This is a genomic window from Streptomyces sp. NPDC018031, assembly GCF_044327625.1.
GTDB lineage: Bacteria > Actinomycetota > Actinomycetes > Streptomycetales > Streptomycetaceae > Streptomyces.
The window spans coordinates 67,188-88,521 of record NZ_JBIRFT010000002.1; the positions used below are offsets into that span (position 1 = coordinate 67,188).

The 21,334-nt window shown below is 73.0% G+C and carries 19 protein-coding genes; 13 read left to right on the forward strand and 6 right to left on the reverse strand.

Translation table 11 applies throughout. The features are described from left to right. Positions 1 to 208 precede the first annotated feature (208 nt). Positions 209 to 811 carry a TetR/AcrR family transcriptional regulator gene (locus ACH4B3_RS06645; protein WP_398461651.1) on the reverse strand — a complete coding sequence of 201 codons (603 nt, stop codon included), beginning with the start codon at positions 809 to 811 and terminating at the stop codon, positions 209 to 211. A gap of 82 nt (positions 812 to 893) precedes the next feature. Here ACH4B3_RS06645 and ACH4B3_RS06650 point away from each other — a divergent pair, with 82 nt between their 5' ends. Continuing rightward, positions 894 to 2,306 carry an amidase gene (locus tag ACH4B3_RS06650; RefSeq protein ID WP_398461652.1) on the forward strand — a complete coding sequence of 471 codons (1,413 nt, stop codon included), beginning with the start codon at positions 894 to 896 and terminating at the stop codon, positions 2,304 to 2,306. A gap of 257 nt (positions 2,307 to 2,563) precedes the next feature. After that, positions 2,564 to 3,169, forward strand: coding sequence for a YdbC family protein (locus ACH4B3_RS06655; RefSeq protein ID WP_398461653.1), 606 nt, complete (start codon positions 2,564 to 2,566; stop codon positions 3,167 to 3,169). Positions 3,170 to 3,244: 75 nt separating this feature from the next. On the opposite strand, the gene ACH4B3_RS06660 is transcribed toward ACH4B3_RS06655, so the two are convergent. Then, positions 3,245 to 3,874, reverse strand: coding sequence for a TetR/AcrR family transcriptional regulator (locus ACH4B3_RS06660; protein ID WP_398461654.1), 630 nt, complete (start codon positions 3,872 to 3,874; stop codon positions 3,245 to 3,247). A gap of 117 nt (positions 3,875 to 3,991) precedes the next feature. Between ACH4B3_RS06660 and abc-f the strand changes: the two genes are divergently transcribed. From abc-f to ACH4B3_RS06675, 3 genes are read left to right on the forward strand one after another with little or no spacing between them, the layout of a single operon-like run. Beyond that, complete coding sequence (gene abc-f / locus ACH4B3_RS06665) at positions 3,992 to 5,641, forward strand: ribosomal protection-like ABC-F family protein (RefSeq protein ID WP_398461655.1); 1,650 nt, start codon at positions 3,992 to 3,994, stop codon at positions 5,639 to 5,641. Between the two features lie 9 nt (positions 5,642 to 5,650). Beyond that, positions 5,651 to 6,310, forward strand: a complete 660-nt coding sequence (locus ACH4B3_RS06670) for a histidine phosphatase family protein (RefSeq protein ID WP_398461656.1) — start codon at positions 5,651 to 5,653, stop codon at positions 6,308 to 6,310. 11 nt (positions 6,311 to 6,321) lie between these two features. Continuing rightward, entirely contained in the window at positions 6,322 to 7,218 is an 897-nt protein-coding gene (locus ACH4B3_RS06675; protein ID WP_398461657.1) for an ADP-ribosylglycohydrolase family protein, read from the forward strand. Positions 7,219 to 7,284: 66 nt separating this feature from the next. On the opposite strand, the gene ACH4B3_RS06680 is transcribed toward ACH4B3_RS06675, so the two are convergent. Continuing rightward, positions 7,285 to 8,841, reverse strand: a complete 1,557-nt coding sequence (locus ACH4B3_RS06680) for an MFS transporter (protein ID WP_398461658.1) — start codon at positions 8,839 to 8,841, stop codon at positions 7,285 to 7,287. A 116-nt stretch (positions 8,842 to 8,957) separates the two neighbouring features. Between ACH4B3_RS06680 and ACH4B3_RS06685 the strand changes: the two genes are divergently transcribed. Genes ACH4B3_RS06685 through ACH4B3_RS06695 form a run of 3 tightly spaced genes read left to right on the forward strand, consistent with a single transcriptional unit; the run spans position 8,958 to position 10,989 of the window. Then, entirely contained in the window at positions 8,958 to 9,581 is a 624-nt protein-coding gene (locus tag ACH4B3_RS06685) for a TetR/AcrR family transcriptional regulator (RefSeq protein WP_398461659.1), read from the forward strand. A gap of 26 nt (positions 9,582 to 9,607) precedes the next feature. Further along, positions 9,608 to 10,309, forward strand: coding sequence for a ribonuclease HII (locus ACH4B3_RS06690; protein WP_398461660.1), 702 nt, complete (start codon positions 9,608 to 9,610; stop codon positions 10,307 to 10,309). 59 nt (positions 10,310 to 10,368) lie between these two features. Then, positions 10,369 to 10,989 (forward strand): hypothetical protein, encoded by a 621-nt coding sequence (locus ACH4B3_RS06695; protein WP_398461661.1) that lies wholly within the window; start codon positions 10,369 to 10,371, stop codon positions 10,987 to 10,989. 61 nt (positions 10,990 to 11,050) lie between these two features. On the opposite strand, the gene ACH4B3_RS06700 is transcribed toward ACH4B3_RS06695, so the two are convergent. Further along, complete coding sequence (locus ACH4B3_RS06700) at positions 11,051 to 11,695, reverse strand: hypothetical protein (RefSeq protein ID WP_398461662.1); 645 nt, start codon at positions 11,693 to 11,695, stop codon at positions 11,051 to 11,053. Positions 11,696 to 11,914: 219 nt separating this feature from the next. Beyond that, positions 11,915 to 14,098 carry a DEAD/DEAH box helicase gene (locus ACH4B3_RS06705; protein ID WP_398461663.1) on the reverse strand — a complete coding sequence of 728 codons (2,184 nt, stop codon included), beginning with the start codon at positions 14,096 to 14,098 and terminating at the stop codon, positions 11,915 to 11,917. Between the two features lie 110 nt (positions 14,099 to 14,208). On the opposite strand from ACH4B3_RS06705, the gene ACH4B3_RS06710 reads away from it, so the two are divergent. The 5 genes from ACH4B3_RS06710 to ACH4B3_RS06730 all read left to right on the forward strand — a co-directional run bounded on the left by ACH4B3_RS06710 (position 14,209) and on the right by ACH4B3_RS06730 (position 20,535). Then, the gene (locus ACH4B3_RS06710) at positions 14,209 to 15,597 is read left to right on the forward strand and encodes a DUF4192 domain-containing protein (protein WP_398461664.1); all 1,389 of its coding nucleotides are present in this window, start codon (positions 14,209 to 14,211) and stop codon (positions 15,595 to 15,597) included. A gap of 111 nt (positions 15,598 to 15,708) precedes the next feature. Continuing rightward, on the forward strand, positions 15,709 to 16,470 hold the full coding sequence (locus ACH4B3_RS06715; RefSeq protein WP_398461665.1) for an NUDIX domain-containing protein: 762 nt from the start codon (positions 15,709 to 15,711) through the stop codon (positions 16,468 to 16,470). A gap of 237 nt (positions 16,471 to 16,707) precedes the next feature. Beyond that, a complete protein-coding gene (locus ACH4B3_RS06720) occupies positions 16,708 to 17,649 on the forward strand; it encodes a FadR/GntR family transcriptional regulator (RefSeq protein ID WP_398461666.1) in 942 nt (313 codons plus the stop codon). Positions 17,650 to 18,009: 360 nt separating this feature from the next. After that, complete coding sequence (locus ACH4B3_RS06725) at positions 18,010 to 19,560, forward strand: RNA polymerase sigma factor (protein WP_398461667.1); 1,551 nt, start codon at positions 18,010 to 18,012, stop codon at positions 19,558 to 19,560. Between the two features lie 153 nt (positions 19,561 to 19,713). Continuing rightward, positions 19,714 to 20,535, forward strand: coding sequence for a S1 family peptidase (locus ACH4B3_RS06730; protein ID WP_398461668.1), 822 nt, complete (start codon positions 19,714 to 19,716; stop codon positions 20,533 to 20,535). A gap of 400 nt (positions 20,536 to 20,935) precedes the next feature. On the opposite strand, the gene ACH4B3_RS06735 is transcribed toward ACH4B3_RS06730, so the two are convergent. Beyond that, positions 20,936 to 21,166, reverse strand: a complete 231-nt coding sequence (locus ACH4B3_RS06735; protein WP_144381994.1) for a hypothetical protein — start codon at positions 21,164 to 21,166, stop codon at positions 20,936 to 20,938. Positions 21,167 to 21,334: the final 168 nt, after the last annotated feature.

Below are 21,334 nucleotides of genomic sequence, written 5' to 3' on the forward strand. Positions count from 1 at the left end.
GCGCGGTCCCGAGCTGGGGCGGGCCGTCGTCGGGCGGTGCCGAACCGGGGGCGGACCGGTGCCGAGTGGCACCGTGCCCGGGGCGGGCGCATCGGGCGGCGCCGTGTTCGGTGCGGGGCGCGTCGGGGCGGCGCCGTGTTCCGGGCGGGGCGCATCCATCGGGCGGCGCCGTGCCGCGGGCGGGCGGTGAGGCGCGCCGGAAGGCCCGTCAGGACTCCCGGGCGGGGGGCTGCGCGTCGGCCAGCAGCCGGGCCAGGTGTCCGTCGAGGACCTCCAGGGCGGCCTGCGACGACAGATGCCCGATGAGCACATGGGTGGTCAGCCCGTCGGCGAGGGCGAGCAGCGCCCGCGCCTCCCGGTCGGCGTCCGGCCGGCCGGCCGCCTCGGCGACCAGGCGGGTGAAGACGTCCTGCAGCGCGGCGTAGTTGCGGCGGATGATCTCCGCGAGCCCGGGGGAGACGGCCGCCTGGGCGATGAACGCCAGCCAGACCCGGGCCTCCGCCCGGTGCTCGTCGGCGAGCAGCGAGACCTCGGTGACGGTGTGGGCGAGGGCGGTGCCCGCCGACTGCGCGGGGGAACCGGTGATCCGGGCCCGGGCGCGGCCCGCCACGCGTTCCCCGATGTGTCCGAGGGCGAAGGCGAGCATCTCCTCCTTGGTGCGGAAGCACCGCTGGACCGCACCCATCGACACCCCGGCCCGGGCGGCCACGTCCCGCAGCGTGACCCCTTCCAGCCCGTGGGTGTCGGCGAGCCCGCACACCGCTTCCGCGATCAGGCGGCGCCGCTCCTCGTGGTCGACCTGCTTGGGCATCCCGGCCTCCGGACTATGGCGATGCGCTTGTATCGGTTGCCAGTCTACGATGTGATGCAAGCGCATCGGAAAAGGAGCCGGGATGGGAAACCTGCTGTGGAAGATGGCGGCGAACGGGCTGGCCGCGGCCGTGGCCCGGGGCGAGGTGAGCGCCGCGGAGGTGGTGGAGAGCCATCTGGAGCGCATCGCCGAGGTCAATCCGGCCGTGAACGCGGTCACCCAGCTGCTCGCCGACCGGGCACGGGAGGACGCCGCGGAGCTGGACCGGCGGCTGGCGGCCGGCGAGAAGCCGGGGCCGCTCGCCGGGGTGCCCTTCACCGTCAAGGAGAGCATCGGCATCGGCGGCGTCCCCACCACACACGGCGCGCCGCGCTTCCGGGACCTCGTGGCGCCGGCCGACGCGCCGCCGGTGGCCCGGCTGCGCGCCGCGGGCGCCATCCCGATCGGGCACAGCAACATGCCGACACTGACCCTGGCGGGCATGCACAGCCGCAGTGAACTCTTCGGCGACACCGTCAATCCGTGGGACCGCGGGGTGACCCCGGGCGGGACGAGCGGCGGCGACGGCGTGGCGGTGGCGACCGGCATGGCGGGCATCGGCCTCGGCAACGACTCCGGGGGCTCGGTCCGCATCCCGGCCGCCTTCTGCGGGGTGGCGGCCCTGAAGCCCACCTTCGGGCGCTTCCCCGCGGACCACCGCATCGGGGCGGAGGATCCGCCGCTGGCGGCCCAGACGCTGGTGGTCGACGGGCCCCTGGCGCGCACCGTCGCGGACCTGCGCACCGCGTTCGAGGCGCTGGCCGGACCCGACCCGCGCGATCCGCGCGCGGTGCCTGCGCCGGTGCGCGGTGAACCGCTGCCCGGGCCGGTCAGGGTGGCGGTCGTCACCGACCCCGGCGGCCTCGGGGTGCATCCGCACGTCCGCAGCGCGGTACGCGACGCGGCGGACGTCCTGGACCGCGCCGGGTACGCGGTGGAGGAGGTCGACGACGTACCGCGGCTGGCCGACGCCCTCACCGCCTATGGCCAGCTGACGATCACCGAGTTCAGCCGGCAGTGGCCGGTGCTGCGGACCCTGCTCGGTGAGGGCGGACATCGCTATATCGAGATGTCGATGGAACGGACCCCCGCCGTCGACCTCGACGGGTACCTGCGGCTGCCCGGCGTGCAGCTCGGTGTGCGGCGCTCGTGGGCCGAGTTCCTGGACCGCTATCCGCTGGTGCTCGGCCCGGTGTTCACCGAACCGCCGGTGGAACCGGGCCTGGAGTCCCGGGACCGGGACGGGCACGACCTGGTGGCCACCGCGATGCGGCTGTGCTCGGCGACCAGCTTCGCCGGGGTGCCGGCGGTCGCGGTGCCGGTCGGCCTCGCCGACGGCCTGCCCCGCGGGGTCCAGCTCATCGGGCGCGCCTACCGGGAAGACCTGTGTCTGTCCGCCGCGGAGGCCGTCGAGGAGGCGTTCGGCGTCCTGACCCCCATCGACCCCGCGCAGTAGCGGGGGCCGGTCCCTCCGCCCGCCGCCGCCGGGCACCTGGGGTGTCCGGTCCGGTGGCCCCTCCGGCCGGCGGCGCGCACCGGGCCCGCGGCCACCGGAAGGAGCCGGAACGCCTCCGCCCGGCCGGCCGGCGGCTCGGCGTGCCCGACGCGGCGCCGGCCGGAAGACCGAACCGGCCGCCGGAGACGGCGCGGTGTCCGGGTGGAGCCGGTTCCGGCGGGGCCGCGGCGGAACCGGCGGGGCCGTACGATAGCGCGGTGCTGGTCAAGTGGATTCGCTGCACCGTGGTCGATCGCCGTGGCTTCGAGCGCGGGCAGCGGAAGTGGGCGGGGCTGCTCGGGGAACCGGGATTCCGTGGGCAGGGCGGCGGTTGGAGCCAGCGGCGCGAGTCGGTGGCCCACATATTCGGCTTCTGGGAGAGCCGCGCCCTCTACGACTCCTTCATGGCGCGCTCCCATGACCGGCTGGCGGCCGCGCAGTCCGGAACCTACAAGGACCCCCAGGTCCGGCTCTTCGAGCACCGCTTCGACGTGAAGGTCGGGTTCCAGCCGAAGTTCACGGACGTGGACGTGCTGCGCATCGCGCACTGCCGGGTGCACGAGGACCGGGTGGAGCACTTCGTCCATGTCCAGGAGAAGGTGTGGAACCCGGCGATGGCCGGGTCGCCCGGCATGCTGCGCGGGATCTTCGGGGAGGCGCCCGGAGCCGAGTTCCTGGTGCTGTCGATGTGGAACTCGGCCGCCGAGCACGGCAAGTACCGCACCGAGCGGGTGGAGCGGCTCGCCCTGCGCGCCCAGACCGAGGCGGACGTGGCCGCCATCGCCGGTGACGTGGTGAGCCTCGAGCCGGCCTGGACGGTCTGAGCGGACCCGACTCCGGCGCGGCGGGGCCATGACCGGAGGCGGCACGCGGGGCGCCACCGGCGGTCGGCGGGACCGTCACCGGGGACGCGCGGGGCGGTAGGCCCCCGCGCGCACGGCGGCGAGCGCCGCGGCGGCCGCCTGGTCGGCCTGCGCCGCGTCCAGCGGTTCCCGGGTGACGAAGGCGCGGAAGAACAGCGGCGCCGAGACGGCGCCGGCGACCGCCGCCCCGTCACTGCCGGCCGGGATCTCCCCCCGCTCGACCGCTCTGTCCAGCATCGTCCCGCAGCGCGCGAACCGCTCGCCGTAGAAGGCACGCAGGGCCCTCGCGGCCTGCTCGGACTGGAAAGCGGCGGCGACGAACGCGGTGGGCGCGGCGGCCGCCGAGGGATCACCGAAGGTGTCCACCACCTCGTGCGCGAGCGCGCGCAGATCCCCTTCGAGGCTGCCGGTGTCGGGTGGGGTCCAGCTGTCCTCGCCCGCCAGGTCGAGGGCGTCCGCGACCAGCCCTTCCACGCCGCCCCAGCGCCGGTAGAGCGTGGTCTTGTGGACGCCCGAGTGCTCGGCGACGTACTCGACGGTCAGCCCGGGGTAGCCGTGTTCGCTCAGCCCGGTGAGCACGGCGTCGCGGACGGCGGCGCGGGTGCGGGCGGTGCGTCCGCCGGGGCGGACGGTACCCGGCGCCTGGGCGGGGGATTCCTCGGTCAACTGCAACTCCTGTTGCGTTAGTCAGTGGCATCGTGTCATCATCAGCGTAACGCGACATGAGTTGCATTTGATTCCGGCGGGGCCGTTCACCCCGCCACCGATCGCCGGAGGTTCCTCATGCCCACCCAGGTCTCGCTGCGCAACGTCACCGTCTCCCGAGGGGACCGGCTGCTCCTCGACGACGTGTCCTTCTCCGTCCGACCCGGTGAGCGGATCGGCATCGTCGGGGAGAACGGCGCCGGGAAGTCCACCCTGCTCCGGCTGCTCTCCGGCAAGCACAAACCGGACGACGGCGTGGCCACCACGCTCGCCGAGGGAGGGGCCGGACATCTGGCGCAGACCCCCGAACTTCCCGCCGACCGCACGGTGCGGGAGGCGATCGACCTCGCCCTCGCCGAGCTGAGGACCATGGAGAGCCGGCTGCGGGAACTCGAAGCAGCCCTCGCCCGCGGCGACGGCGGCGCCCTCGCCGCCTACGGCGAGCTGCTGACCGTGTTCGAGGCGCGCGGCGGGTACGAGGCCGACGCCCGGGTGGACAAGGCGCTGCACGGGCTGGGGCTGGCGCACATCGGCCGGGACCGGATCCTCGGCAGTCTCTCCGGAGGGGAGCAGGCCCGGCTGGGGCTGGCCTGTTTGATCGCCGCCTCGCCCGAGGTCATGCTGCTGGACGAGCCGACCAACCATCTCGACGGGGCCACCCTCGGATGGCTGGAGGACGCGCTCCGCGCACACCCCGGCACCGTCATCGCCGTCTCCCACGACCGGCTGTTCCTGGAGCGGGTGGCCACCGCCATCGTCGAGGTGGACGCCGATCGCCGCACCCTTGTCCGGTACGGCGGGGGATACGCCGGGTTCACCGCGGAGAAGGCCGCAGCCCGTCGCCGCTGGGAACAGGAGTACGAGCAGTGGTGCGCGGAGACCACCGCGCTCGCCGAGACGGCCGTCGGCGCCGCGCAGCGGGTCGCACCCGGCCGCGCGAGGAAGGACGGGAACAAGATGGCCTACGACCGGGACAAGGGCCGTGTCCAGGCCTCGGTGTCCAGCCGGGTGCGCAACGCCCAGGAACGGTTCCGGCGGCTCCGGGAGAACCCGGTCCCCAGGCCGCCCGAGCCGCTGAGGTTCGCGGCCCGGCCCGCGGTGGGCACCTCCGCGGGGACGCTGGTGGACCTGGCCGGGGTGCGGGTGGGCGACCGGCTGGCGGTCGAGCGGCTCACCATCGAGGCCGGCCGGCGACTGCTGGTGCACGGTGCGAACGGCGCCGGCAAGTCCACCCTGCTGCGGGTCGTGGCGGGACTGGTGAAACCCGACGAAGGCCGGGTGCTCCGCCGGGGCCGGATCGGGTTCCTCGCCCAGGAGATCCCGGTGGGGCGGCCGGCGGAGCGGCTGCTCGAAGCGTTCGGCCGCGGGCTCCCGGGCACCCCCGAGGAGCACGCCGAGCGACTCCTGTCCTACGGGCTGTTCCACGCCCGGGATCTGCATCTGCCGGTGGGGTCCCTGTCCGCCGGGCAGCGCCGCCGGCTCTCGCTCGCCCGGCTGCTGGCCCGCCCCGCGGATCTGCTGCTGCTCGACGAGCCCACCAACCATCTGGCGCTCGGCCTGGTGGAGGAGCTGGAGCAGGCCCTGGAAAGCTGGACCGGCGCACTGGTGCTGGTCTCCCACGACCGGCTGCTGCGCAGCAGGTTCCGCGGCGAGGTCCTGGAGATACGCAACGGCCGGCCGGTGCCCGGCACCACCCGGGAGGCGACGGCCGGGGCGCGGGCGATCTAGTGTGGCGGCATGGCACGACCGCGGCGCATCGTCCTCGTCCGACACGGTGAATCCGAGGGGAACCTCGACGACACGGTCTACGAGCGCCGACCCGATCACGCCCTCGGCCTGACCCCGCTGGGCCGGCAGCAGGCAGCCGAGGCGGGCGTACGGCTGCGTGAGGTGTTCGGCGAGGAGAGGATCTCCGTCTACGTCTCCCCCTACCGCCGCACCCACCAGACGCTCCGGCTGTTCGGCCTCGACCCGTCCCGGACCCGGATCCGGGAGGAGCCGAGGCTGCGGGAGCAGGACTGGGGGAACTGGCAGGACCGGGAGGACGTGCGCAGGCAGAAGGCCTACCGCGACGCCTACGGGCACTTCTTCTACCGCTTCGCGCAGGGGGAGTCGGGGGCCGACGTCTACGACCGGGTCGGCGCCTTCCTGGAGAGCCTGTGGCGGAGCTTCGAGGACCCCGCCCATCCGCCCAACGTCCTGCTGGTCACCCATGGCCTCACCATGCGGCTGTTCTGCATGCGCTGGCTGCACTGGACCGTGGCCGAGTTCGAATCACTGTCCAACCCGGGGAACGGTGAGACCCGTGCCCTGATCCTCGGGGCCGACGGCCGCTACCACCTCGACCGGCCGTTCGAGCGCTGGTGCACACCGGAGCCGTACGGCTTCACCGGCTAAAGTTCGCAGCGATGACCGACGACCGTTTCGCCCGCGCCCTCGCCAGCCTGCGGGGGCTGGCCGTGGGGGATGCCCTCGGCTCCCAGTTCTTCGTACCCGTCAACTACCCCTCGCTGTCCCGCCGCGAACTGCCGCCCGCTCCCTGGCAGTGGACCGACGACACCGAGATGGCCTGCTCGATCCTGGCCGTCCTGGCCACTCACGGCAGGATCGACCAGGACGCGCTCGCGCAGTCCTTCGCCACCCACCACGACTTCGACCGCGGCTACGGCCCGGCCGTCAACCGCATGCTGCGACTGATCCGGGAGGGCGGCGACTGGCGCGAGCTCGCCGCGGCCCTCTTCAACGGGCAGGGCTCCTGGGGCAACGGCGCCGCGATGCGGATCGCTCCTCTCGGCGCCTGGTACGCGGGGGACGCCGAGCAGGCCACCCACCAGGCGGAGATCTCGGCCTACACCACCCATCAGCACCGGGAGGCGGTCGCCGGGGCCATGGCCGTCGCCGCGGCGGCGGCACTGGTGGCCGACCCGGACGGGCCCGACGGGCCCGAGGCGCTGCTGGACGCCGTGGTCGCCCTGGTGCCCCGCAGTGCCGTCCAGGCCGGGCTGCGCCGGGCCCGCGACATGCTCGACTACGGCGACCCGGGCACCGTCGCGGCAGTGCTCGGCTGCGGCCGCCGCACCAGCGCGCACGACACCGTGCCGTTCGCGCTCTGGGCCGCCGCCCGCCACCTCGGCTCCTATCAGGAGATGTTCTGGACGACCGCCCAGGCCGGCGGAGACGTCGACACCACCTGCGCCATCGCGGGCGGCGTGGTGGCGGCGGCGCCGTCGGGCGCGCCCCCGGCCGCCTGGCTGGCCGGCACCGAGTCGCTCCCGGAGTGGCTGCCCCGGCCCGCCGGCGGCTGACCGTCGGTCCCCCTTCGGACCAGGCCCCCGGCGTGCGCTGCGGCGTGCCGGGGGCCTGATCCGCTCTCAGCCCATGTGGCCGCCGCCTCCGGATGCGGTACCACTGAGCGCGTCCAGGTCGCTCTTGCGCACCTTGATGACCACCGCGGCGATGACCAGGGCCAGGACCACCAGCGCCGCCGCCGCGATGAAGGACGTCGAGACACCCTCGGCCAGCACCTGGTTGCCCCACGGCGCGGGAAGCTCCTTGGTCTTCTCCGCCTCGGCCAGCTGCTCCGGTGTCGCCTCCTTGAGGAAGGACGGCATCTGCTTCTCCGCCTCGTCCTCGCTCGCCGAGGTGAACAGCGTCATCAGGATCGACAGTCCCAGCGAACCGCCCACCTGCTGCATGGCGTTGAGCAGACCGGAGGCGGCACCCGCCTCGTGCTGGCTGACCCCGGAGACCGCGGTCAGGGTGAGGGTGACGAAGTTCAGACCCATGCCCAGACCGAAGAGCAGCATCGGCCCGAGCACCCCGCCCACGTACGAGCTGTCCGGCTCCAGGAACACCAGCCAGATCATGGCACCCGAGGTGATGGCCGAACCGACCACGATGAAGGGCTTGGGGCCGAACATCGGCAGCAGCTGCTGTGCCAGGCCCGCCGAGACCACGATCGCGGCACTGACCGGCAGGAAGGCGACGCCCGCGGCGATCGGGCTGTAGTCCAGAACCTTCTGCACGTAGATCACGATGAAGAAGAACATGCCGAACATCGCCGCCGACAGGCTCAGCATGATCATGTAGGTTCCGGCGCGGTTGCGGTCGGTGAACATCCGCAGCGGAGTGATCGGCTCCCGCGCCCGTTTCTCGATCAGCGCGAAGGCCGCCAGCAGCACCACGGCCGCCGCGAACGACGCCAGGGTCAGGCCGTCCCCCCAGCCGTCCTCGGAAGCCCGGATGAAGCCGTAGACCAGTGCCGCCATGCCCAGCGTGGAGGTGAGCGCGCCGGAGATGTCGAAGGACCCGGTGTGCTTCTCCGACTCGCTGATGTAGACCGGCGTGAGGACCACGATCAGTATGCCGATCGGCACGTTCACGAACAGCACCCAGCGCCAGTCGAGCCACTCGGTCAGCATGCCGCCGGCCAGCAGACCGATCGCGCCGCCACCGGCGGAGACGGCCGCGAACACCCCGAACGCCCGGTTCCGCTCGGGACCTTCCGGGAACGTCGTGGTGATCAGCGCCAGCGAGGTGGGGGAGGCGATGGCACCGCCCACCCCCTGGAGCGCCCGCGCCGCCAGCAACTGCCAGGGCTCCTGCGCGAAGCCACCCAGCAGTGAGGCCGCGGTGAACAGCAGGATGCCGAAGGTGAACACCCGTCGGCGGCCCAGGATGTCGCCGGCCCGGCCGCCGAGCAGCAGCAGACCACCGAAGGTGAGGGTGTAGGCGGTGACCACCCACGACAGGTCCGTCGTGGAGAAGGCGAGCGCGTCCTGAATATGCGGGAGCGCGATGTTCACAATGGTGGCGTCGAGTACCACCATGAGTTGGCAGGCGGCGATGACGGTCAGGGCGATCCCGGGCCGGCCCTCTCGTCTTGCCGCGCCGGGCTTCCTGTCGGGTATGAGCTGAGAGGCTGTCACAAGGTTTCCTCTGAGACGGTTTAGTGAACGGTCCCGTTCACTGCCTCATCGACGTTAGTGAGCCCTGAGCGACGGATGCAAGCGTTAACCGGATCAGAAGCAACGGAGAGATATTTATGGTCAGTTCGGGACGGGGAGCGGCCGGTACGCAGCAGCCGGTCGCGCGTCGTCGCGGCCCCGTACTGGAGCGCGCGATCCTCGCCGCCGCACTGGACCAGCTGACCGAGGTCGGCTGGAAAGGGTTCACCATGGAGGGCGTCGCCACCGCCGCGCAGACCGGCAAGGCCTCGGTCTACCGGCGCTGGCCCTCGAAGGAGGAACTCGTCCTCGACGCGCTGCGGGCCGGGCTGCCCGGCCCGGCGGAGCCGCCCGACCACGGCAGCCTCCGCGCCGACCTGCTCAGTTTCTGCCATTCCCTGCTCGACTCCATGCGCTCCCGGACCGGGGTCGCGCTGCGGGCCGTGATCCACGAATGCGACCACCGGGCCGCCGAGCGCTTCACCGAGTTCATCGAGGGGGAGGTGCTCGCCCCGGGCAAGCGGCTCATCCGGGAGATCATGAAGAACGGGATCGCCCGCGGCGAGGTGCGCCCGGACGCCGAGAGCGGCATGGTCGAGGACGTGGTGCCGGCCCTCCTGATGTATCGCACGAAGCTCTGCGGAGGCCAGGTCACCGACCGGGACGCGGTGGAGATCGTCGACCGGGTGATGCTGCCCCTGCTCCGGGTGCACAGCGCCTGAGGCGGCGGCGTAGTGTTGTTCATGCCATGCCGTACGAACCGCCCACCCACCGCGTCGAGCGTTCCCTCCGCGCCACCACCGGAGCCCGCGTCGTCGTAGGGATCGACGAAGTCGGACGCGGCGCGTGGGCGGGTCCGGTCACCGTCTGCGCGGCCGTCACCGGACTGCGCCGCCCACCGACCGGGCTCACCGACTCCAAGCTGCTGACCGTCAAGCGGCGCACCGATCTGGCGCGTGAGTTGGAGACCTGGGTCACCGCGCACGCCCTCGGCCACTCCTCCCCGGCGGAGATCGACGAGCTGGGCATGACGGCGGCCCTGCGGCTGGCCGCCACCCGGGCCCTGGCGGCGCTCCCCGTGGTGCCCGACGCGGTGATCCTCGACGGCAAGCACGACTACCTCGGCGCCCCCTGGCGGGTGCGGACCGTGATCAAGGGGGACCGGAGCTGTGTGGCGGTCGCCGCCGCCTCGGTGATCGCCAAGGTGCGACGGGACGCGATGATGGCCGAACTCGGTGACGACCACCAGGACTTCTGCTTCGGAGACAACGCCGGGTACCCTTCGCCGGTGCACCGCGCCGCACTGGAGGAGCTGGGGCCCACCCCGCACCACCGCCTGTCCTGGGCCTACCTGGACACCCTGCCGCGCTGGCGGCACCTCAAGCGGGGCCGCAGCGCCCCAGGAACAGCTGCGATGGAAGCCGGTGGCCAGCTCGGCTTCGACTTCTGAGCGGACTATTCCGCCACCCGCCGATGCGACTCGCACCGACGTTTGATAAATATCAGCTCATGCCTCTCATCCCCGAGGAGCCTCAGATTCACGAGAGTGTCCCGGGTCCCCGCGCGACGCCGGCCGCAGGCCGCACCGTGCCGACCCCCCGTCCCGTCCCCGGTCCCGGCCCCCGGCCCGCCCCTCGGCGGCCCGGCACCCCGGGACCGCATCGCGGTCCGGCCGTGACCGCGGCGCAGCGCGCCGCGGGTGACACGGCCAAGCCCGCACCGCCCGCCGCCCAGGCGCCGGCCGCTCCGCAGATCCAGCTCATCCCCGCCGCGGCGGACGGTGCGCTGGACGCCGCGGACGAGGCCGTCGACCTGCTGCTGGACTCCGGCCGAGCACCCGGCGACATCCTGGTGCTCACCACTGGTGAACAGCACCCGTGGGCGGCTCACGAGCTGTCCTTCGGAGAAGCCTCCTACTGGGCCCAGCAGGAGGCGGGTGACGACGTCTTCTACGGCGCCGCCGACGCAGCCCGCCTCGGTGGCCGTGCCGTCGTCGTGGTCGCCGTCAACGGAGGCGACGACCAGGCCATCGCCCGGGCGCTGCCCGAGGCGATGACCCGTGCCGGTGCGCTGCTGGTCGTCTGCGGTGACCCGCAGCGGATCAACACGCTCATCACGGTCGGCGTCTGAACCCGGTCCCGGTCGTCCCCGTTCGCCCGGTGTCCGGCGGTCTCCTTCCGGGAGCCGCTTGTCACCGGGCGGCTGTGCGTCGCAGCGCCTCGGGCGCCGCGCCGTACCGCCGCGCGGTGGCGGCAGGGGCCGCCGGAGCCTCTTCCACCGCGGTTTCCCGGACGGACGCCGCGGAGACGCCCGGCCAGGCGCGTGCGGAGCCGGAGTGCGGCCGGCGCCCGCCCCGTCCCTCGCCCAGCACCCGCCAGCCGTCCCGGGTCAGCGTGATGTACGCCCCACAGCGCAGCCCGTGCAGGGTGCAGGCGTCGCGCAGCCCCCACATCCAGGCACCGTCCTCCTCGGTCCACCCGCCGTCCCCGTCGCGGCAGTAGAGCAGGACGGCGGTCCGTACCGGGGCGCGGCGGCGCAGGTCGTGCGGGACGACCCGGCGGAGCTGGGCGAGCACCGCCTTGCGGGACTCCCAGCCGTCCGGCGGCCCGGCCTGCCGGGTGAAGGAGGCGCTCGCCACCAACCCCTCCTCGGGGCCCAGGACGGCGACCACGGCCGTCGAAGGAGCGGGCAGGTGCCGGGCGTGCAGACCCGTGACCATCTCGCGGGGGTTGCGCAGCAGCGGGATCCCGGCCGAGGCCCACTCGGCCGGTTCGAGTATCCGTCCCAGGCGGGACACGGGGTCGGTGGACAGCGGCGGAGAGAAGCCGAAGGTCATCGGTCCCCCTTCGTCTGCGCGCCCTGGGGGCGTGCAGGGCGTCGGGCACGGTGCGCACACCGCGGCGCCGCCATGAGGATCCGGAGGCGAAGCGGAGCGGAGCGGGGAGCGCCTCCAATTCTTACGGCCGGGACGACCTGCGGCAACGAGCAATTGCAGCCGGTGACCGGTATACGGTGGTCCGCCGCCAATATTCCCGCCCGCGGACCACCCCGGGCTTCATCCCTGCACCGCAAGGACCAGCGGAAACACCCCCTTCGCCCCGGCCTGGCGGAGCAGCCTGGCAGCCACCGCCAGCGTCCAGCCCGAGTCGGTCAGATCGTCGACCAGCAGGACCGGTCCGTCCGCCTCGGCCAGCGCCGCGGCGAGTTCGGACGGCACCGTCAGCGCTCCGTGCAGGGCCCGCAGCCGTTGTGCGCTGTTGGACCGCGGCAACTGCTTCTCCCGCGCTCCGCCGGTGTAGGCGACGGTGCCCAGGAGCGGTATCCGGCCGACCGTGGCGATCCGCTCGCCGAGTGACCGGACGAGCCGGGGGCGGGTGACCGAGTCGACGGTGACCACCCCGACCGGTCGGGCGGGGGCGTCCGCGGCACCGGACGCCCAGCCGCCGGGCCCCTTCGCCCAGTCGGCGAGCACGGTCACCACGGCGTCCGCCACATCGTCCGGAACCGGCCCGTCGGGCGCCTGCGGAGTGAGCAGCGGCCGTAGCCGGTTGCCCCAGCCGATGTCGGAGAGCCGGCCCAGCGCCCGGCCCGTGGCCGCCTGCTGGTCCGCCGGGATCCGGCCCTTGAGATCCACACCCACCGCCGGCAGCCCGGTGGGCCACATCCGGCGCGGCTCGACCTCCACCCCGGGCCGACCCAGTTCGCCGCGGGCCGCGGTCAGGGACGCAGCGGACACGTCGGCGGTGAAGCGGGCACCGGCGCAGTTGTCGCACCGCCCGCACGGAGCGGCGGTCTCGTCGTCCAACTGCCGCTGCAGAAAGGCCATGCGGCACTCCGTGGTGCGGGCGTAGTCGCGCATCGCCTGCTGCTCGGCCTCGCGCTGGCGCGCCACCCAGGCGTACCGCTGGGCGTCGTAGGCCCACGGGCGGCCGGTCGCGGTCCAGCCGCCGCGCTCACGCCGCACCGCTCCGTCCACGTCCAGCACCTTCAGCATCGTTTCCAGACGGGAGCGGCGGAGATCCACCTGCGGCTCCAGGGCGGGCAGCGACACCGGACGCCCGGCGGCGGACAGTACGTCGAGCGTGCGGCGCACCTGCTCCTCCGAGGGGAAGGCCAGCGAGGCGAAGTACTGCCAGATCGCCTCGTCCTCGCGCCCGGGCAGCAGCAACACCTCGGCATGCTCCACGCCACGACCGGCACGGCCGACCTGCTGGTAGTAGGCGATGGGGGAGGAGGGGGAGCCGAGGTGCACCACGAATCCCAGGTCCGGCTTGTCGAACCCCATGCCCAGGGCGGACGTGGCCACCAGCGCCTTCACCCGATTGGCCAGCAGGTCCTCCTCGGCCTGCTGACGGTCGGCGTTCTCCGTCCGTCCGGTGTACGACGCGACGGTGTGCCCGCACCGCCGCAGATAGGCGGTGACCTCCTCGGCCGCGGCCACGGTGAGGGTGTAGACGATTCCGGACCCGGGGAGCGCCCCGAGGTGATCGGCCAGCCACGCCAGCCGGTGGGCCGCGTCGGACAGCTCGACCACGGCCAGACTCAGGCTCTTCCGGTCCAGCGGACCGCGCAGCACCAGGGCGCGGGTGCCGTCCCCGTCATCCGCCCCCTCCTGGCCGGTGCCCAGCTGCTCCGCCACGTCGGAGGTGACGCGCGCGTTGGCGGTGGCGGTGGTCGCCAGCACCGGCACCCCGGGCGGCAGATCCGCCAGCATGGTCCGCAGCCTGCGGTAGTCGGGGCGGAAGTCGTGACCCCAGTCGGAGATGCAGTGGGCTTCGTCGACCACGAGCAGGCCAGTGGCGGCGGCCAGCTTCGGCAGTACCTGGTCCCGGAAGTCGGGGTTGTTCAGCCGCTCCGGGCTGACCAGCAGCACGTCCACCTCGCCCGCCGCCACCTCGGCCTGGACGGTCTCCCACTCCTCGGGGTTGGCCGAGTTGATGGTGCGGGCGTGGATCCCGGCCCGGGCGGCCGCGTCCACCTGGTTCCGCATCAGCGCCAGCAGCGGCGAGACGATCACCGTGGGGCCGGCGCCCCGCTCGCGGAGCAGCGCGGTGGCGACGAAGTACACCGCGGACTTGCCCCAGCCGGTCCGCTGCACCACCAGCGCGCGGCGGCCCTGCGCGACCAGCGCCTCCACGGCACGCCACTGGTCCTCCCGGAGGCGCGAGGTGCCGGAGCTGTCACCGACCAGGCGGGCGAGGACGCGGTCGGCCGAGAGGCGGAGATCGTTGTCGGTCATGCCCCCATGCAACCTGATGCCACCGACATCGCGCGACCGCCCCGCCAGGCCTGTGGATAACGTTATCCACAGGCCTGGCGGGATTTCCGCGAGCACGGGACCGTCGTGCCATGACTCGACACGACGCATCGACGCACCCATCGACCGGCCCCTCCGGGCGGGAGCAGATCACGCTGCGCAGCCCGGCCGAACTCGCCGACGCCCTCCCGTTCCTGCTCGGCTTCCACCCGGACGACAGCATCGTGCTGGTCGCCCTGCACGGCCCGCAGGGCCGGTTCGGGGGGCGGCTGCGGATGGGCATCCCGCAGGCCCCGGAGGACTGGCCGGAAGTCAGCACCCAGCTCGCGGAATCCCTGATCACCGGCGGCGAGCGGCGCGGCGCACGACCGGACGGAATGGTGCTCTTCCTGTGCCAGGACCCGTCGCCCGGAGCCTCGGCCCGGGACGTCATGGAGCGGCTGCGGCCGCTCGCGCAGCGGCTGCGGATCGCCTGCGGCGACCTGGACGTGCCGGTCTTCGAGGCGCTGTGCGTCTCCGACGGCCGCTTCTGGTCCTACTGCTGCCCCGACCGGCGCTGCTGCCCGGCGGACGGCACACCGCTCGGCGTCCCCGGCACCTCCGTGATGGCCGCCACCGCCGCCTACGCGGGCATCACGGTGCGCGGCTCGCTGCGGCAGATGGAGGCGCGCCTGGCGCCCCTGGCGCCGTCCCGGGCACCGGAGCAGGAGAGCGCGCTGGACGATGCCGCGGCCGGGCTGGTGCCCCGGATGCTCGACGGTGCCGACTGCGCGACCGTGCGCGAGGAGACCCTCGCGCTGCTGGGCGGGATGCTCGACCGGTTCCGTGGCGTGGCGCCCCTTGCCGATCCGGTCGCGGCCGACGCCCGTGACGACGGCCTGCTCACCGCCGCCGACGCGGCGACCGCGATCATCGGGCTCCAGGACCGGGTGACGCGCGACCGCGCCGCGGAGTGGATGGAGGGGCCGGACGCCGAGCCGGCGCTGCGACTGTGGCGGGCCCTGTCCCGGCGCTGCCTCGGCTCCTACGGCGAACATGCCGCGGCGCCGCTCACCCTCGCGGGCTGGGTCGCCTGGTCATCGGGCGACGAGCCGTCGGCACGGGTGGCCCTCGGCCGTGCCCTGCGGGCCGACCCCGGCTACCTCTTCGCCAGGCTGCTGCACCAGGCGTGCAACGACGGGCTCGACCCGGAACGGCTGCGCCGGTGCCTGCGCCGGGAGCGGGTCGGCCACGCGCTGCATGCCGCCGTCCACGAGGAAGTGGCACGCGGCGGCCCGGGGGTCGACGGCGGTGCCGGGGAGGGGTCCGCCGGCGGGGGCGGGGCGGCCCCTTCGCCGGGAGCGGCCGGTGCCCGTCGCAGGTCACGCCGGACCCGCCCGGGCCCCAGCGGACCGGGGGCCCCGCGGGGCAGCCGGGACGGTCGGCGTCCGGCACCGAGGCCCCGGAGCGGGCCCCGTCCCGGGAGGCGGGAATGGCGATGAGTCCGACCACCGGCCCGGCCCGGCGCGTTCCCGCCCTGCCTCCGGCCCGCCCCTGTTGCCAGGCCCCGTGAAGCGCCTGATTATCGTCAGGGAGACGACTATGATCGCCTCATGCCCTACGACCCGTCGGCTTTCCCGCCCTTCGCCGTCACTGTCGATCTGGTCGTGCTCACCGTGCGGAAGCATGCGCTCTGCGCGCTCGCCGTCCGCCGGGGCGAGCCGCCGTACCAGGGGCGGTGGGCGCTGCCGGGCGGGTTCGTCCGGGCGGACGAGGACCTCTCGGCCGCGGCCGCCCGGGAGCTCGCCGAGGAGACGGGGCTGCTCGCCCACGAGCCCTCGCTGCCCGCGCCCCCCAACGCCGCCCACCTCGAACAGCTCGCCACGTACGGCGATCCGCAGCGTGATCCCCGGATGCGGGTGGTCAGCGTGGCCCATCTGGCGCTCGCTCCCGACCTGCCCGCGCCCCGTCCCGGAGGCGACGCGCACAGCGTCCGGTGGGCTCCGGTGGAGTCGCTGCTCGACCAGGAGGGCTCCTTCCGGCACGACGGCGAGGTGTCCCCGCCGCTGGCCTTCGACCATGCGCGGATTCTGGCGGACGGCGTGGAGCGGGCCCGGTCGAAGATCGAGTACTCCTCGCTGGCGACCGCTTTCTGTCCTCGGGAGTTCACCGTGGGGGAGCTGCGGCGGGTCTACGAAGCGGTGTGGGGGGTGGCGCTCGATCCCCGGAACTTCCATCGCAAGGTCACCGGGACCCCTGGTTTCCTGGTGCCGACAGGCGGGACCACGACTCGCCAAGGAGGCCGTCCGGCCCAGCTCTTCCGGGCCGGCGGCGCGACGCTGCTGAATCCGCCGATGCTCCGCCCGGAGATCTGATCACCCGACGGTCCGAACAGTCGGAACGATGGCGCAAAACCGCCGGTTCGCACGGTGGTTGCGAGGGCGGGACCGGGCCCGGAGTGCACCGTCACGGCCCCGTGGAGTGCCCGCAGGGAAGCAGATCACGGCCCTGCAGGCGCCCCGTTCGCCTCAACTGCTCGCAACTCCCCGGCGGCTGGCGGTTTCTGTCCGATTGGGCGTCAATTGTGAGGTAATGGTCGATCACCCTTTCGTGTGCTTTTCACCAAAGACCCTAAGGGTCTGGGAGGCGTCGCCGACAAAGGATGCGTGAGTACCCTTGCGCACACCACGATGACCGCGGCTCGTCCAGCCGAATCCGGCCTCGCCGGCTCGGGCGAGCTAGACCGCTACCCCTACCCCGACGCCGCCGGCGCCGACCGAGGCGGCACCCCCGCGTGGGACGGCTCCGACGCGGAGATCGGGCGCGTGGGGCGCCGCACGACCGGCAACCGCGGCCGTGGACTGCACGGCCAACTCGTTCAGCAGCTGGGTCAGATGATCGTCTCCGGCGATCTGGGCGCCGACCGCCCGCTGGTTCCGGAGGAGATCGGCCAGCGCTTCGAGGTCTCCCGCACCGTCGTCCGTGAATCCCTGCGGGTCCTCGAGGCCAAGGGGCTGGTCAGTGCGCGGCCGAACGTCGGCACCCGGGTCCGTCCGGTCAGCGACTGGAATCTGCTCGACCCCGACATCATCGAGTGGCGGGCGTTCGGGCCCCAGCGGGACGACCAGCGGCGGGAGCTGTGCGAGCTCCGCTGGACCATCGAGCCGCTGGCGGCGCGCCTCGCCGCCGGGCACGGCCGCGAGGAGGTGCAGCAGCGGCTGGGGGACATGGTCGAGATCATGGGGCACGCCCTGACCCAGGCGGACTCGCTGACCTACGCCCGCGCCGACGCCGAGTTCCACGCCCTGCTCCTCCAGGTCGGGGGCAACCGGATGCTGGAGCACCTCGCGGGCATCGTGGCCTCCGCCCTCCATGTCTCCGGCGGCCCGTCCATCGGGTGCGACCGGCCGAGTGAGGCCGGGATCGGCCACCACCGCCGTATCGTCGAAGCCGTCGGCGCGGGGGACGGCGGCGCCGCGGAGAACGCGATGAGGCAGCTGCTCACGGTGCACCCGGAGGTCGAGCGCGTGGTGCCCGCCCCGCGCGAGCACTGAGCCGTCCTCCGTTCCGGAGCGAAGGCGCACGGCAGCGGACGTACGCGGGGTGGCGTCGCCGGATCCCGGGCCGGCCCCGGCGGTCCCGTGGATTCGGCGACACCCTGCGGTCTATTCGCTTCTGTGGGCATTTGTCCAGATTTGGCATGTGACTCGGGCCACGACAATTGGGCGTAACGCTCTCCGGTGCCGTGCGATGACTAAAGAGGTGGCAGTCGCGGAGGGAATATGGAGGTCGTTCGCGACGCTGTAGTCCCCTGCACTTCCGCCATACCGCCGGTCATCCCTGCCGGTGGTCGTCGGTTCCGGTCCATCGCGGACGGAGCCGGAAGCCGTTTCCATCATTCCGAGAGGTTGTTCGTGTCGGCCAGCACATCCCGTACGCTCCCGCCGGAGATCGCCGAGTCCGAGTCTGTCATGGCGCTCATCGAGCGGGGAAAGGCTGATGGGCAGATCGCCGGCGATGACGTGCGTCGGGCCTTCGAGGCTGACCAGATTCCGCCAACCCAGTGGAAGAACGTTCTGCGCAGCCTCAACCAGATCCTCGACGAGGAGGGTGTGACGCTGATGGTCAGTGCCGCAGAAGCGCCGAAGCGCACCCGCAAGAGCGTCGCAGCGAAGAGTCCGGCGAAGCGCACCGCCACCAAGACCGTCACGGCCAAGACGGTCACCGCCAAGAAGACCGCCGCCGCTCCGGCCGTCCCCGCGGACGAGGTCGGCGCCGACGAGGGCGTGGCGGCCCCCGCGAAGAAGGCCGCCGCGAAGAAGGCCACGGCCAAGAAGGCGACGGCGAAGAAGACCGTCGCCAAGAAGACGGCCGCGAAGAAGACCACCGCCAAGAAGGACGCGGACGAGCTGCTCGAGGGCGAAGAGGCGCTCGAGGACGTCGCGGGTCCGGGCAAGCCGGGCGAGGGCACGGAGGGCGAGGGCGAGAGCCAGGGCTTCGTCCTCTCCGACGAGGACGAGGACGACGCCCCGGCGCAGCAGGTCGCCGCGGCCGGTGCCACCGCCGACCCGGTCAAGGACTACCTCAAGCAGATCGGTAAGGTCCCGCTGCTCAACGCCGAGCAGGAGGTCGAGCTCGCCAAGCGCATCGAGGCCGGTCTGTTCGCCGAGGACAAGCTCGCCAACTCGGACAAGCTGGCGCCGAAGCTCAAGCGTGAGCTGGAGATCATCGCCGAGGACGGCCGCCGCGCCAAGAACCACCTGCTGGAGGCGAACCTCCGTCTGGTGGTCTCGCTGGCCAAGCGGTACACCGGCCGCGGCATGCTCTTCCTGGACCTGATCCAGGAGGGCAACCTCGGTCTCATCCGTGCCGTCGAGAAGTTCGACTACACCAAGGGCTACAAGTTCTCCACGTACGCCACCTGGTGGATCCGGCAGGCGATCACCCGGGCCATGGCCGACCAGGCGCGCACCATCCGTATCCCGGTGCACATGGTCGAGGTCATCAACAAGCTGGCCCGCGTCCAGCGCCAGATGCTCCAGGACCTGGGCCGTGAGCCCACCCCGGAGGAGCTGGCCAAGGAACTCGACATGACCCCGGAGAAGGTCATCGAGGTCCAGAAGTACGGCCGTGAGCCGATCTCGCTCCACACCCCGCTGGGTGAGGACGGCGACAGCGAGTTCGGTGACCTGATCGAGGACTCCGAGGCGGTCGTCCCGGCGGACGCGGTCAGCTTCACGCTCCTGCAGGAGCAGCTGCACTCTGTTCTGGACACCCTCAGCGAGCGCGAGGCCGGCGTCGTGTCCATGCGCTTCGGTCTGACCGACGGCCAGCCGAAGACCCTGGACGAGATCGGCAAGGTCTACGGGGTGACGCGTGAGCGCATCCGCCAGATCGAGTCGAAGACCATGTCGAAGCTGCGGCACCCGTCCCGCTCCCAGGTGCTCCGCGACTACCTCGACTGATATCCGCTGAGGCCGTCCGCGGCCGGGGCGTTCGAAGGCCGGGTCCCCGAGGGGCCCGGCCTTCGTGTTGCCGGTCCGCCGCCTCGGGATGCGGATGCGGAACCGATGGGTGACGCTGGGTGTGCACCTCGCTCCATATGGTCAGGAGAGAACATGCGCATCCGGAGCCGTTCGTCCGTGCTGGGTCCCGTGGCGGCAGTCGCCGGCTCACTGGCCCTGCTGTTGGCCTCTCCGGGGCAGGCCCTCGCCGGCCGGGCGGTCGTCGGCGGCCAGGCGGTGCGTGCCTCCGATGCTCCGTGGATGGTGGCGCTGGGCAGCCGCGACCGCTTCGGCGACTCCCGGTCGGGCCAGTTCTGCGGAGGCGTGGCGGTGTCGCGAACGACGGTGATCACGGCGGCGCACTGCATGCGACCCGAGGTCCTGGGGGTCGACTGGCGTGAGGTGCCCGATATGCGGGTGGTGACCGGCCGCGGTGACCTGGGCGGCCAGGAGGGGCAGGAACTTCCGGTACGCCGGGTGTGGGTCAATCCGGCGTACGACCCGAAGAGCCATGCCGGGGACATCGCGGTGCTGACCGTGAGCCAGACGCTGAGCCCGCTGCCGATGGCGCCGAAGGGGGACCGTGCGTACCGGGCGGGTACCGCGGCCGCGGTCTACGGCTGGGGTGACACCCGCGGGGACGGCAGCTACTCCCGGACGCTGCGCTCGGCGGCCGTCCGGGTGCTGAACGACACGCACTGCGCGCGTGCCTACCCGGTCGGCGGGGACGGCACCTACCGGCCGAAGTCGATGGTGTGCGCCGGGTTGCCGGAAGGCGGCCGTGATGCCTGCCAGGGGGACAGCGGCGGGCCGCTGGTCGCCCGGGGCAAGCTCATCGGCCTGGTGTCCTGGGGCAGCGGGTGCGGGGAAGCGGGCAGCCCGGGCGTCTACACCAGGATCTCGGCGGTGGCACCGCTGGTGGCGGCCCACGGTTGAGGGCGCGCTCACGCGATGTGGTCGGCGGCGTGTGTCGACTGCTGAGGGCCGTGCTCCGGGAGGCCCGTGTCCGTGGGCATGGGCGGTCCGGCGAAGGCCCGCGGGGCGCGGAGTGCTGTTCCGGGCGGGGCGGTGGTCGTCGCCCGGTGCCGCCCGCACGGGTCCGTGCGGTGCCCGCACCGGATCTGTGCGGCGCCGTGACGGGGTGGTAGCGGACCGCGGCGCCGGGGCGACGCATCCAAGCCAAGGTGGGCCCCGGCGGCGGGCTTGCGGACCGGGCCGCCGGGTGGGCCGGGGTGCCGGGCCGTAGTGGTGAAACGCGGGCGGCCGCCCCTGAAGGCAGGGGCGGCCGCCCGAAGCCCGGCTCTCGGCCGGTCCGGCTCGTCGTGGGTGCGAGGCGTCAGCGTTCGTCGTCGGTTGCGGACGCCGGGACGGTGGTAAGCCGCTCCGTCTCGTCCTGTATCTCAGCGGCGATCTTCTTGAGCTCCGGCTCGAACTTACGTCCGTGATGGGCGCAGAAGAGCAGCTCACCGCCGCTCATCAGGACGACGCGCAGGTAGGCCTGGGCGCCGCAGCGGTCGCAGCGGTCGGCGGCCGTCAGCGGGCTCGCGGGGGTCAGAACAGTAGTCACGTCGCCTCTTCTCTAGCTCGACGAGCTGTCGTACCAGGGTCAACATCCAACCAGGCCGAAAACGTTCCCGCTCGTGCCTTTTTCTCGAAAATTCCTTCCGAGTCAGCTGGATCGTGACGGTTTGGCGGCGAATGAGCCGTATTGCCTTGGTCTACGGTTTCACGTCGC